Source organism: Candidatus Thiodiazotropha sp. CDECU1, assembly GCF_963455295.1.
Classification (GTDB): domain Bacteria; phylum Pseudomonadota; class Gammaproteobacteria; order Chromatiales; family Chromatiaceae; genus Thiodiazotropha.
The window spans coordinates 104497-116838 of the sequence record NZ_OY734020.1 but is presented as its reverse complement, the minus strand read 5'-3'; the positions used below and the strand labels follow the sequence as shown (position 1 = coordinate 116838).

11 protein-coding genes are annotated in these 12342 nt (G+C 53.0%); 1 reads left to right on the top strand and 10 read right to left on the bottom strand.

Features of this window, described 5'->3' with window-relative positions:
• Window positions 1-85 precede the first annotated feature (85 nt).
• The 5 genes from holA to R2K28_RS00485 form a co-directional block, all read right to left on the bottom strand.
• Window positions 86-1096: a DNA polymerase III subunit delta gene (holA, locus tag R2K28_RS00505; protein ID WP_316367483.1), complete on the bottom strand. Its 1011-nt coding sequence runs from the start codon at window positions 1094-1096 to the stop codon at window positions 86-88.
• 27 nt (window positions 1097-1123) lie between these two features.
• A complete protein-coding gene (locus tag R2K28_RS00500; protein ID WP_316367482.1) occupies window positions 1124-1633 on the bottom strand; it encodes an LPS-assembly lipoprotein LptE in 510 nt (169 codons plus the stop codon).
• Window positions 1623-4205 carry a leucine--tRNA ligase gene (leuS, locus tag R2K28_RS00495; RefSeq protein WP_316367481.1) on the bottom strand — a complete coding sequence of 861 codons (2583 nt, stop codon included), beginning with the start codon at window positions 4203-4205 and terminating at the stop codon, window positions 1623-1625. The genes R2K28_RS00500 and leuS overlap by 11 nt, the downstream gene beginning before the upstream one ends.
• 185 nt (window positions 4206-4390) lie before the next feature.
• On the bottom strand, window positions 4391-4807 hold the full coding sequence (locus R2K28_RS00490; protein ID WP_316367480.1) for a hypothetical protein: 417 nt from the start codon (window positions 4805-4807) through the stop codon (window positions 4391-4393).
• Between the two features lie 58 nt (window positions 4808-4865).
• On the bottom strand, window positions 4866-5153 hold the full coding sequence (locus tag R2K28_RS00485) for a globin (protein ID WP_316367479.1): 288 nt from the start codon (window positions 5151-5153) through the stop codon (window positions 4866-4868).
• A 450-nt stretch (window positions 5154-5603) separates the two neighbouring features.
• On the opposite strand from R2K28_RS00485, the gene R2K28_RS00480 reads away from it, so the two are divergent.
• Window positions 5604-6557 (top strand): glycosyltransferase family 2 protein, encoded by a 954-nt coding sequence (locus R2K28_RS00480; protein WP_316367478.1) that lies wholly within the window; start codon window positions 5604-5606, stop codon window positions 6555-6557.
• Window positions 6558-6563: 6 nt separating this feature from the next.
• Here the strand turns inward: R2K28_RS00480 and R2K28_RS00475 are convergent, their stop codons facing one another.
• The 5 genes from R2K28_RS00475 to R2K28_RS00455 form a co-directional block, all read right to left on the bottom strand.
• Window positions 6564-7643, bottom strand: a complete 1080-nt coding sequence (locus tag R2K28_RS00475; protein WP_316367477.1) for an MraY family glycosyltransferase — start codon at window positions 7641-7643, stop codon at window positions 6564-6566.
• Window positions 7636-8580: a UDP-glucose 4-epimerase family protein gene (locus R2K28_RS00470; RefSeq protein ID WP_316367476.1), complete on the bottom strand. Its 945-nt coding sequence runs from the start codon at window positions 8578-8580 to the stop codon at window positions 7636-7638. The genes R2K28_RS00475 and R2K28_RS00470 overlap by 8 nt, the downstream gene beginning before the upstream one ends.
• Window positions 8577-9722, bottom strand: coding sequence for a glycosyltransferase family 4 protein (locus R2K28_RS00465; RefSeq protein WP_316367475.1), 1146 nt, complete (start codon window positions 9720-9722; stop codon window positions 8577-8579). Before R2K28_RS00465 ends, R2K28_RS00470 begins: the two co-directional genes overlap by 4 nt.
• A gap of 103 nt (window positions 9723-9825) precedes the next feature.
• Window positions 9826-11343, bottom strand: coding sequence for a flippase (locus R2K28_RS00460; protein WP_316367474.1), 1518 nt, complete (start codon window positions 11341-11343; stop codon window positions 9826-9828).
• 171 nt (window positions 11344-11514) lie between these two features.
• The gene (locus R2K28_RS00455) at window positions 11515-12330 is read right to left on the bottom strand and encodes a glycosyltransferase (protein WP_316367473.1); all 816 of its coding nucleotides are present in this window, start codon (window positions 12328-12330) and stop codon (window positions 11515-11517) included.
• Between the last annotated feature and the right edge of the window lie 12 nt (window positions 12331-12342).

Below are 12342 nucleotides of genomic sequence, written 5' to 3'. Positions count from 1 at the left end.
GGAGAAATAATGGCTTGACCTGGTTCACAAATAAGAATTTCGTTCTTTTAAGGCCAATCACTACTTGAACAGGGTGAGGAACAGGTCACATCTGCGGTAATCCGGCCATTCCCCGGGCAAGTTGCTGAAACAACAACCAGGGATCCGCGGGATGGAGACCTTTTATCGCCTTGTCCGCAATTGCGCAATCCGCAAGCAATCCCTGCCAATGATCCACCTGCCGCTGCAATGCCTTTCGCAGGATCGGTTTGCGTCTGTCCCAGACACGATGTTTTGCCATAATCTGGTCCACCCCCCCGCCGTGCTTCAACTCAAATCCCATCTCGGCAAGCAGACGAATCTCCCGGCTTACCGCCCAAAGCACCACCGGGGCGGCAACACCCTCGCCCTTCAGCCCCTGCAGGATACGTAATCCCTTGCTGATATCCCCATCGAGCAGGGTATCGACCAGGCTGAAGACATCGAAGCGTGCACTATCGGCCACGGCCTCGATGAGCTTTTCCGGGCTAACCACACCCTGGCCATACAACAGCAGCAACTTCTCTATCTCCTGGCTGGCCGCAAGCAGATTACCCTCTACCCGATCGGCAAGCATCTCTACCACCCCCGCCTCGGGAATCAACCCCGCACGTCGCAGTCGCTGCTCAATCCACGGCATCAGACGCCTTCCTTCGACCGGCCAGATCTGAATCGCCACACCCAGCCGTTCAACCGCCTGAAACCACTTGCTGTTCAGCTGGGCCCGATCCAACTTGGGCAGGGTGATCAACAGCACAGTATCCATTGCAGGGCGTTCACAATAGGCGCTGACGGACTTCCCCCCCTCCGCACCCAGCTTTCCACTGCTGAGACGAAGTTCCAGGAGACGCTTATCACCAAACAGGGAGAGGCTTTCAGCGGCATTGTGCAAACTCGACCAGTCAAAACCACCCCCCTGATCCAGGATTTCCCGTTCGCTGTAGCCTTGTTCACGGGCCGCATGCCGTATCGCATCCGCTGCTTCCTGCATCTGCAGGGGCTCGTCCCCGCTCAGCAGATAGACAGGGGCGAGCTGTTGCTGCAGATGGTTTGCCAGTTGTTCAGTTCGCAGACGCATGGTGTGACCTGTGCTGATGATCGCCAGCTATTTGATGGCTTCGAGGCGACGAATTATCTGCTCCGCCATCTCGTTTCGCATATCATACTTCATCAAATCGGCTTCGTTTCTTTGACCCAACTCATCGTCGCCACTGAAGCTGAGTTGACGTAGCAGTTCCAACTGCTGCTCCACACCTTTTTCGCCACTCCCCGGCACCCTGGCGCGAATCAGTGCGGATAGTTGCATCTCTTTGTCGAGGGCCTTACCGCCGGCATCCACAGACAGCACCCTGCTGGTGAATTTTTCCTCTAGGATCTCAATACTGAGCTTGGCAGCCGCCAGTTCCGGCGCCAATGCCGCACCCCTGCCCTGCAGATTGTCATGCAGAACAGCCGCCAGGCTCTCAGGTTTCTCGAATCCGATGATATACAGGCCGTTGAGCGCGGTTGAGAGTTGCCTATACCCCTTGAGATGGAAACCGCACCCTGTAACGAGGGTGGATATCAACACCACCCACAACAGCTGCTGGCGAAACCGGATTGAATTACTTGGCAACGATATTCACCAGTTTCCCGGGTACGACGATAACCTTTCGCACCCTGTTGTCACCAATAAAGCGCTGCACATTGTCATTTGCCAGCGCCAGTGCCTCGATAGCCGGTTTCTCGGCATCCGTCGCTACCTGTATGGTTGCTCGAACCTTGCCGTTCACCTGCACCACATAAGGCAGACTCTCCTGTTTCAGGGCTGCCTCATCGGGCTGCGGCCATTCGCTATCGAGTATCTCATCCCCATACTCCAGATCACACCACAAGCGGTGGGTGATGTGGGGTGCAATCGGGGCCAGCAATCTCAGCACCAGGGAGACGCCTTCACGCAGCAACTGAAGGTCGGCAGCGCTATCTCCAAGCTTGTAGAGGATATTGATCATCCCCATGCAGGCGGAGACCACATTGTTGAAACGCTGACGCTCATAGTCATACAGGACCTTTTTCAATGACTCGTGGATTTCCCGCCGTGCTGTCTTCTGGGATTCATCCAACTCAACCGGCGTCGAGTCCGCCGCCATCGGCTTGGCGAGAATAACCTCCGCCAATGCCCACAGACGTTTAAGAAAACGGTACGCGCCCTCAACCCCTTCATCGTTCCACTCCAGGGACTGATCGGGGGGAGAGGTGAACATGGTGTAGAGTCGAACCGTATCGGCACCATAGCGATCGATAAGAGTCTGTGGGTCGACCCCGTTGTTCTTCGACTTCGACATCTTTTCGATACCGCCTATGGCAACCGGCCCAGCATCCTCCTTCAACCGCGCAGCGAGCGGACGCCCCTTCTCATCACGTTGGACTTCCACCTCGGTCGGGTTATACCAGTGCTTGGAACCATCCTCCTGATCGCGATAGTAGGTATCGGCCACCACCATTCCCTGGGTCAACAGGCGTGTGAACGGCTCATTACTCTTCACCAGTCCGGCATCGCGTAACAATTTGTGATAGAAACGGGCATACAACAGGTGCAGTACGGCATGTTCGATACCGCCTATGTAGTGGTCGACAGGTAACCAATAGTCCGCCCGTTCATCGAGCATGGCATCGGCACCCGGACAGGTGTAGCGCGCGTAGTACCAGCTCGACTCCATGAAGGTATCGAAGGTATCTGTCTCCCGTTGTGCCTCACCGCCACACTGGGGGCAGCTGCAGGCGGAGAAGGCAGGACTGTTTTTTATCGGATTGATGGTGTTTTCATCGTAGACGATATCTTCAGGCAGGCGCACCGGCAGATCTTGCAACGGCACTGGAACAATTCCGCATGTCTCACAGTGAATCATGGGGATTGGCGCACCCCAGTAGCGTTGGCGTGAAACACCCCAGTCACGCAGCCGGTACTGCTTGGTCTTCTGGCCTTTGCCCCGTTCCTGCAGCCACTCCGCTATGGCATCGAAGGCGGCGGCGGATGAGAGTCCATTGAAGGGACCCGAGTCCTGCAAGACACCCGCCTCGGTATAGGCCGCAGCTTGTATGTCCGGATTATCGCCTTCGCTGGGATGGATCACCTGTTTGATCGGGATACCGTATTGCAGGGCGAAGGCATGGTCCCGCTCATCATGGGCCGGAACCGCCATCACCGCCCCTGTACCATAGCCCATGAGGACAAAATTCGCGGCATAGACCGGTACCATTTCACCACTTACCGGATGGATGGCATTGATACCCAGCGGGATACCCTTTTTCTCGATCGTCTCCAGTTCCGCTTCGGACGTTCCGCCCTGACGACACTCTTCAATAAAAGCCGCAAGTTGCTGATTGGTGTCAGCCGCCTGCAATGCCAAAGGGTGTTCAGCGGCAACGGCGACATAGGTGACGCCCATCAGGGTGTCCGGGCGTGTGGTATAGATAGTCAGGGCCTCATCCGATGCCTCGATATCAAACACCATCTCCACCCCAAAAGAGCGACCGATCCAGTTGCGTTGCATGGTTCGCACCTGCTCAGGCCAACCTTCCAGGTTATCGATCTCATCCAGCAGTTCATCCGCGTAGTCGGTGATCTTGACGAACCATTGTGGAATCTCACGCCGCTCAACCACGGCCCCGGAGCGCCAGCCACGGCCATCGATGACCTGCTCATTGGCGAGTACCGTCTGATCCACCGGATCCCAATTGACCACGGCATGCTTGCGATAGACCAATCCCTTTTTATACAGCTCAGTGAACAGCCACTGCTCCCATTTATAGTAATCGGGCTGACAGGTTGCCAGCTCCCGGCGCCAGTCATAGCCAAAACCAAGCCGAATCAACTGGCCTTTCATATAGGCGATGTTGTCATAGGTCCAGCCAGCCGGTGCTACCTTGTTCTTCAACGCCGCATTCTCCGCTGGCAGGCCGAAGGCATCCCAACCCATGGGCTGGAGTACGTTTTTACCCAGCATGCGTTGATAGCGGGCGATCACATCACCAATGGTGTAGTTACGCACATGCCCCATGTGCAACTTGCCGCTGGGGTAGGGAAACATGGAGAGGGAGTAAAATTTCTCTTTAGTGGGGTCCTCATCGACCTCATAGGTCTTCTCTTTTTCCCAATATGCCTGCACCTCTGCCTCGAGGGCCGCAGGATCGTAGATTTTCTGCATGATATGGTCCGACTGGATTGTTGATAAACGGGGTAAACCGCTGGGCCTACCTCACAGGGGTTTGCCCCGAGCCTCTCAAAGGAGCCTGATACCGCGGAAGGATACCGCAGCTAGCCGCTGACAGAAAGATGTAACGCCTTATTCCCACACCCCCCAATCCCTGGTAACGGGAGCTAGCGGTTAAGCTATTCGGCCGATTGACTTGCCAACCATTGCCAGGCTTGGTCAGGATCGGAGAAGACATCGATGAGGACTTTTCTCTGTTCTCCAACGAATTCCATCAACCGTTTCATATTGATTTGGCCACGCGCCTTGGCTGGTGGCAGGACAGCCCAGTATTTCCATCCGGCCTGGTAGGCTCGAGGTAACCAGTAGTCCTGGGACCAGGCGCTATCTTCAGCAGGAAGGATGGAGTTCTTCCGGTCATCGGAGAGCCATTTTTGTGCGCCATGCTCCTGCATCAAGCGCAATCCCGACATCAACACGGACCTGAAGTCGTCGCCGGAAATTGGTTGCAGAAATTGATGGTGGATGATACCGACCTCGGGATAGAACCAAAGGCAGGCATACTCGGTTTCAACCTGGGTGATTCTTGTTTTCATACTGTTTAAGGTGTGAAAATCTTGGCGGTCTACATTATATTGATTTTAGCCTATTTGGCTAAGATGCGATCATTCTTGCTTCATCGAGAGCGGCAAACATCCTTTCAATGACATTGTCTATCACATCCAGCCATGCAGCGAGTACCTTGTCGTCGAATTCATCGTCATAGGTCTTCACCGCCTCCAACAGCGCCTCTTCCCATATGGTGAAGTGTCTGCGTTGCACATTCAAGCGCTTGTGTATGCGCCCCAACATCTCGATATAGAGCTTGACTCCGGGCCCTCCCTCAGCGGATTCAGCAAGCATGAAGAGCGTATCTTTCAACTTCTTTTTCAACTGCGCCATGTCCCTATTCTTGAAAAACGCAGGGATTTCATCAGATCGGCTGATAAATTTGTCATAAAAACAGTCGTAAAAGTCCGCTGACACAGTCACCCGCCGCAAACTCTGACTGAATATTTCGAGATTATGTTGATTCATATCCGACATTCAATGCCAACTAGCCAAGTATCTCTTTATCGGCCATGAATGCCCAGACATTAACAGCGGATGCTGATAGCATGATTCCATTCACCAATCGAGAGTCCATGAAAGCAATTAAAAAAATCACTTTTTCAGCCCATCCATGCTAAGTTACATCTCCAAACCGACAAGAAATGGTATATTAAGTACCAAATCGCGGAAATTAACACATTTTCATCAATTTTGTTAAATTTCCCCTGTGCGGCAACCGTTATTCAACCCCGTTGTGGAATAAACACTCTTCATGGATGAGACAATGTGAGTGCCGATACGATGAAGCTGATAATACAGATCCCCTGCTACAACGAAGAACAAACCCTGGCTCTCGCACTCGCGGAACTTCCCAGAGAGGTAGAGGGGTTTGACCAAGTGGAATGGCTGGTAATCGATGACGGCAGCACCGACGCCACCCGCCAAGTAGCCATCGATCACGGGGTCGACCATATCGTCGGCTACACCCGGAACCAGGGACTGGCGAAGGTATTCATGCTGGGTTTGGATGCCTGTGTAAGGCAAGGCGCCGACGTGATAGTCAATACGGATGCCGACAATCAATATGATGCCAGTTATATCCCTAGCCTGACCCAGCCGATTCTGGAGGGAAAAGCGGATATGGTGATTGGCGCCAGGCCAATCCAGATGATAGAGCACTTCTCTTTCACCAAAAAGATGTTACAACGCCTGGGCAGCAGCGTGGTGCGTAAAGTAAGTCACACCGATATCCCAGATGCGCCAAGCGGCTTCAGGGCCTTCAGTCGCGATGCGGCGATGAAACTCAATGTGTTCAATGAGTATACCTACACCCTGGAAACCATTATCCAGGCCGGCATAAAGCAGATGGCGGTAACATCGGTGCCGGTGGAGGTCAATGAGGACCTCAGACCATCCAGACTGGTGAAAAGCATCAGCAGCTACATCAAGAAATCCATCGTCACCATACTGCGAATCTTTGTCGTCTATAAACCATTCCGTTTCTTTCTCATCACCGGACTAATTCTGTTCGGCATGGGTTTGATCCTGGGCCTGCGCTTCCTCTATTTCTATCTGTTTGGTAATGGTACGGGACATATACAATCCGTCGTCCTGGCCGGTGTCATGATGGGGATTGGTTTTCAAACCATATTGGTAGCATTCATCGCCGATCTGTTGAGCGTCAACCGAAAGCTGTTGGAAGAGGTACAGTACCGGATCAGGAAGCTGGAATCAGAACCTGAAGAGAGCAGGTAAGATTAGTTACTCATACCCCGCCCCGAGTAATCTTTCCAGGATCAGCAGGGGCACGAAGGCAACCAGGGTCAACAGCAATCCGTAACCTGGGTATACCGCAGCAAACCATGCCAATGGTAACAGCCATAGCAGGTTGATCAGCAGGCCATGCAGGATGACCCATCGATGGGCCAGGGTACGACAGCGTACCGCCGATACGCCGCTACTGATACACAGAGACTGCCTTTTCCGGGCCAGATGCTGGTAGGCATGTTTGGCATGGGGTTGGTACCATCTTTCACCATTCAGCATGCGCACCCCCAGGGTCCAAGTAGCGTCCACAACGAACAGGCCCAGCAGGATCAGCCAGCTCCATAGGGAAATAGAATAGGCATCGGCTGTATAGAGGGCAAACACACCCAATGCATAACCGATGAATCCGCTTCCTGCATCTCCCATGAAGACCTTTGCCGGAGGCCAGTTCCAGAATAGAAAGCCGGCCATACACGCCGCCAGCACCAGCAACCAGTCAGTCGCCTCTGAAGCCGCATGATTGAATATCAGAATCAAGGTCGCACCACACAGCACGCTAATCCCCTGGAGGCTGGCAATCCCGTCGATACCATCCATGAAATTGTAGAGATTCAGCAGCCAAACCAATCCAAATACGCTCACTGTCTTGAGCCACCATCCATCCAAGGTCAAACCCGGCCAGAGATCAATGCTAGGCATCTGCAACAGTGTCACCGCAATAACTGCGGCAATGAGATGGATAGCGAAACGCAGTATGACGGCAACATGACGATGATCATCCACGAACCCGATCACTACTACCAAGCCACCACCCATGAGTAGTGTAAGATAGAGCTGATCACTATGTTCGCCGGTTGTAAATGGGGAAATCATGGACCAGAGCAGGATCGCCAGGTAGACCAGAACAAAGGCGATCCCTCCTCCACGAGGCGTCTCAACCATGTGGGAGCTTCGCTTATTCGGCTGATCCATCAAACCACGGCGCAAGGCATAGGCACGCGCAAGCCAGGTCAATCCCAGGGAGATTAAAAAACTCAGCGCCATCACCCAATACAAATGGAGCGACTCAGCCATTTTCAGCGCTCACCATTTCCAGCAAGGCCTGTTGCGTACCAATCACCGGTGACCAGCCCAGTTTAGCTCTGTTCTTTGCGAGATCCACCTGAAGGTCTTCAGTCAACCTCGCTATCATTGAGGAACGCCCGGTCAGCCATCCTGCAAAACGCAGCAGCGTCAACGGCACAGGGAATAGTCGGGTCCTGCATTGCATGACATGCGCCAGTTCGTGAATCAGTTCGGGTGTCGACAGATCCTCTCCGTCCGCGACCAGAAACACCTCACCGGCGGCATCCGGGTGGTCAATGCAGCAGCGTATGAAATCGAGTAGATTCTGGATACTCAGAAGACTGCGACGGTTTGTGATCCCACCCAGCGGCAGAGGCACACCTGTCCTGACAAGTGCCATCAAACGCTCTAGGTTTCCCTTCACTCCGGCACCATAAACCAGGACCGGCCGCACAATCACCAGTTCCAGATCCATCTGCTCCGCAATCTGCTTCAATGCCTGCTCCGCTTCCCACTTTGAAATAGCATAGGCATCTTGCGGATGCACTGGATCGTCCGCGCTATAGGGTTGTCCCTCTGTCCTTTCGCCATTCACTTTAACGCTACTCATATAGATCAAGCGTTTGACACCGGCTTCAGCCGCTTGACGGGCAAGGGCGCTGCTGCCCGCAACATTCACGCGCCGAAAGGCAGCCAGGGGATCGGGATCAGACTCCTGCATGACATGTACTCGGGCAGCCAGATGGACAACCGCATCCATACCCTCCAAGGCAGTGCGCCAATCTGTAGCGCCCTCAATCTCTCCCACCGCGGCTTGCTCGCATAATTCCCAGCGTGAACTGTTTTCACGCAGCGCGGCCCTTACTTGATACCCATTGGTGAGCATATAGCGGCAAAGATGTTCACCGACAAATCCGTTCGCTCCTGTAACCAGAACACTCTTCATTGAATCAATGCCCGTTGATAGATATCCAAATGGCGTTCAACGACATAGTGGATGGAAAACTCCGCTACCGCCATTTCCCTGGCCTGTTGACCCATGGACTGACGCAGGGCTGGATTTGTAATCAAACGTCGCAGCGCCTCTGCCAGATGCCTGCTCTGCCGGGCGGGTACCAACAGACCATTCTTCTCTTCAATGACCACCTCACGACAACCCGGGACATCGGTGGCGACGATGGCCCGCCCCGTTGCAGCCGCCTCCAGCAGTACTTTTGGCAACCCCTCTCGATAAGAGGGCAGGCAGACGATATGAGCATGGCTGTAGATTGCTGGCATATCCTGGCGATTACCCCACCACTCCACATCACCCTCCCTGGCCCACTCCGCCAGCCGTTCGGCAGGCACAGACTCGGGATTATTAGGATCTATACCACCCACCAGGGCAAATCGGGCCTTGATTCCCATGCTGTGTAACAATTGAGCAGCCTCAACAAATTCACCAACCCCCTTGTCCCACAACATACGCGCTGGCAGTACCACCAGGGGCGTCTCATCTCTCTCCGGAGACATGGCAAAATGCTCCACATCAACTCCTGAACCCCGTATCAATTCAATCTTATCCCGGGTCAGACAGCCTTTATCCAGCAAGAAATCGTAATCATCCCGGTTCTGCACAATGACCCAGAGTCGCTTGCGGGAAAATAGCCAGCGATAACTGGTCAACACTGCAGAGCGCGCCATGGCGCTGAACCAGCTACGTGCCAGGAAAACAAAACCAAGCCCGGAAATCGCATTCACCACTGCTGAGACATTGGCCACACGTGCGGCCAATGTGCCGTACAGGACAGGTTTTATAGTCACATGGTGAACAATTAACGGCTGCAGTTCCCGATAGAGCCTGTAGAGATTCCAGATTGTCCAGAGTTCGGCCAGGGGATTTGCACCACTTCTGCTCAGCGAAACCTGCCTATAGTGCAATCCTTCGGCCTTGATCTGTTCCACACCATCACCCGGCGGTGTTGCAACACACACTTCATAGCCCTGTTCCATTGCCGCCAAGGCCAGTGGCAAACGATGGGAGAGAAAAAATCCGGCATCGTTGACCACAAACAAAATCAATCGGCTGTTAGGAATGGCACGAGACATATGTAGTGTCACCAAGTTAGATCGATGGAGGTTATAACCAGTTACTACCGAATTGAATATGCATTATACCCGGATTGAACAGGATGCCGCAGAACAGGGTCCATCATCGTATACCAATACCCAACCCCCGCAGTAACCATTGACGTTCTTTTTGCTCCAACACATGACGCCATACCAGGTAGGAAAAAGCAGCCAACACAGTCATTGTAAAAACAAGCTTCTCCAATAAATGATCAAACTGGGCACCAATAATGAAGAGAGTGACCGCCACAATGATGGCTGTTCCGAAGTATATTGCCGATGCCCGGCACTCAGGTATCAACATCAACGCCATGGCATACAGGGCAAGCGCATCAAGCCACGCTCTGAGTGTCCAAACCAGTGCCGCACCAAGAATTCCATAGTGTGACAAGGCCCACCAAAGCCCAGCAAGATAGATCGGCAGTTCCAGTAGATGCAGCTTGGCAGACCAGTCAGGGTGGCCTGCGGACTGCACCAGGGAAAAAGGCACCAGAGAGAGCCCATAGAAGAGAACCCCGACTGCCAGCCACTGCATCACCTGATAGCCGTTGCTTGCAAACTCAGCGCCGACCCACAGTTTCAGGCCATCGAATGAGAAGACCGAAATCACCAGCAGTAGAGGAAACAAGGTGATAAAGATGTAGTTAAGCCCTTTGTTGAACAGCTCTGCGGAATACCTGCGATCTTTGCCCTGTTCGATCGCCAGGGTAGTCGATTGGGCAGGTAGCAAAACCGCCACGAAGGCAGTGGGTATGACCATTAACCGGAATACGATTTCATAGGCCGTCGTATAAAAGGCCACGGCGGTTACCGACAGTACCACACCGATGACAAAACGGTCCATAGACACCATCAGCGGTACAACGATATTACTCACAGTCATCCAACCGCCGAAGCCGAACAGGGGGCGCAATTGGCTTGTATCCCATCGATAGGATTGGCGCACCTCCGGCACGACTCGAAACATCAACAGCATGTGAGCCAAAACAGCGACAAAACGACCTGCAACCAATACCGCCACTATGGGATAAAGACTGGTGGAGAATGGCAAAACGGCAACCGGACCGACAAAGGTAAAGATACCCATGGGTATGCGTATGGCCGTGAGCAGCTTGAAACGTTGATATGCTGCTATTACTCCACGCAGGCCAACCGTAATGATGACGAATGGAATGGATAGAGAAAGCAGGTAGAAGGCCTTTTTCGTCTCTTGCTGCAGCTCGAGCGGCACCTCCAGCACAGAGCCAACCAGCCAAGGTGTGAGCCAGAAAATGATAGCGAAACCGATCACGCCCAGAACAGCCATCAAGGTCATTGCAGTCCATATCAGGCCGGGTATCTTGGCATGCTGCTGCTCACCCAGACACTTCGCAACCAATACCGTCAAGGCACGCCCAAGGCCAAAATCAAACAGACTGAAATAGCCGACAAACATCCAACTGATCGCCAACAGCCCAAAACGATCCTTGCCAATGGCATCTATCAGGATCGGTATGGTAATGATAGCGACAAGAAAAGGTACAACGATGCTGAACAAGTTCCAGACAACGTTCTTGGCCAGCAGACCACCGCGTGTCAGTTCATTATCTCTGGCGCTCATGAGCAGCTCACCATAGCGGACAGGATATCATTTATCCGATCACTCCCATATTTCAATAACCACACGGCCTATGCATGGTATGGCCGGAGCTACTAGACAGGCGGGCTTTTGCAGATCATACGCCCAGGTCGGAAGGCAAGCGTGTTTCGTTAATTATAAAAACCGACTTACTCAAGCCCAACGCCAACCGTGCTTGTGATAAAACACAAACGCCGACTTGGCAAACATGAGAATATGCTTGATTCCCTTTTTCGAGGCGTTACCCCCTCCATGGACAATACGCACATCCGGTACATAGGCGATTGTGGAGCGCTTGCCTATCCTGATCGACAGATCGAAATCCTCGAAGTAGACAAAAAAATCCGGAGAAAAGCCTTTTACATTGACCAACACGTTATGCCGTACAAACATAAAACAGCCACTGGCCATAACCTCCTTACTCAGGGTTCTACCCTGTAGATCGTAGCGCATCTCATACTCTTGCAATCGACCGGCGAAATAACGCTTTACGAATCGCGGGGCAAAACCGCGCAAAAACAGATCGAGTACCGCAGGGTAACGTTTACACAAATACTGTTTGTAGCCTTCAGGGTCTTCGGAATAGGGGGAAAGCAATCCGATATTGGGATTGTGATGCATATAATCGATGGCTTTCGAGAACGCATCTTCGAGCACTTCCACATCCGGGTTGATGACCAGATGATAATCACTCTGCTCATTCAGGATAACCAGATTGTGGGCAGCACCATAGCCGATATTGCCACCGGTCCCGAGTACCATCCACTCATGGGGGCTATCGGCGAACACTTCGGATACCAACTGCCTGACTTGGGTTAGGATCCCGCCATTATCCACGATCACCACTTTCGCCCTCAGATCCTTCTGACTTGAAGCAGCATAATCAAGGGACTTGACTATGCTGACAAGCGTCTCTCTCAGGGTAGGCAGCCCACTATCATAGTAGACGATGGAGATCACAAGTTTCATGCCGTTACTATT

What these genes read in the sequence shown, in the direction of transcription:
- holA (WP_316367483.1), bottom strand. Translation starts at nt 1,096, where the DNA reads ATGCGTCTGCGAACTGAACAACTGGCAAACCATCTGCAGCAACAGCTC.
- R2K28_RS00470 (WP_316367476.1), bottom strand. Translation starts at nt 8,580, where the DNA reads ATGAAGAGTGTTCTGGTTACAGGAGCGAACGGATTTGTCGGTGAACAT.
- R2K28_RS00480 (WP_316367478.1), top strand. Translation starts at nt 5,604, where the DNA reads ATGAAGCTGATAATACAGATCCCCTGCTACAACGAAGAACAAACCCTG.
- R2K28_RS00475 (WP_316367477.1), bottom strand. Translation starts at nt 7,643, where the DNA reads ATGGCTGAGTCGCTCCATTTGTATTGGGTGATGGCGCTGAGTTTTTTA.
- R2K28_RS00460 (WP_316367474.1), bottom strand. Translation starts at nt 11,343, where the DNA reads ATGAGCGCCAGAGATAATGAACTGACACGCGGTGGTCTGCTGGCCAAG.
- R2K28_RS00455 (WP_316367473.1), bottom strand. Translation starts at nt 12,330, where the DNA reads ATGAAACTTGTGATCTCCATCGTCTACTATGATAGTGGGCTGCCTACC.
- R2K28_RS00465 (WP_316367475.1), bottom strand. Translation starts at nt 9,722, where the DNA reads ATGTCTCGTGCCATTCCTAACAGCCGATTGATTTTGTTTGTGGTCAAC.
- leuS (WP_316367481.1), bottom strand. Translation starts at nt 4,205, where the DNA reads ATGCAGAAAATCTACGATCCTGCGGCCCTCGAGGCAGAGGTGCAGGCA.
- R2K28_RS00485 (WP_316367479.1), bottom strand. Translation starts at nt 5,153, where the DNA reads ATGGCGCAGTTGAAAAAGAAGTTGAAAGATACGCTCTTCATGCTTGCT.
- R2K28_RS00490 (WP_316367480.1), bottom strand. Translation starts at nt 4,807, where the DNA reads ATGAAAACAAGAATCACCCAGGTTGAAACCGAGTATGCCTGCCTTTGG.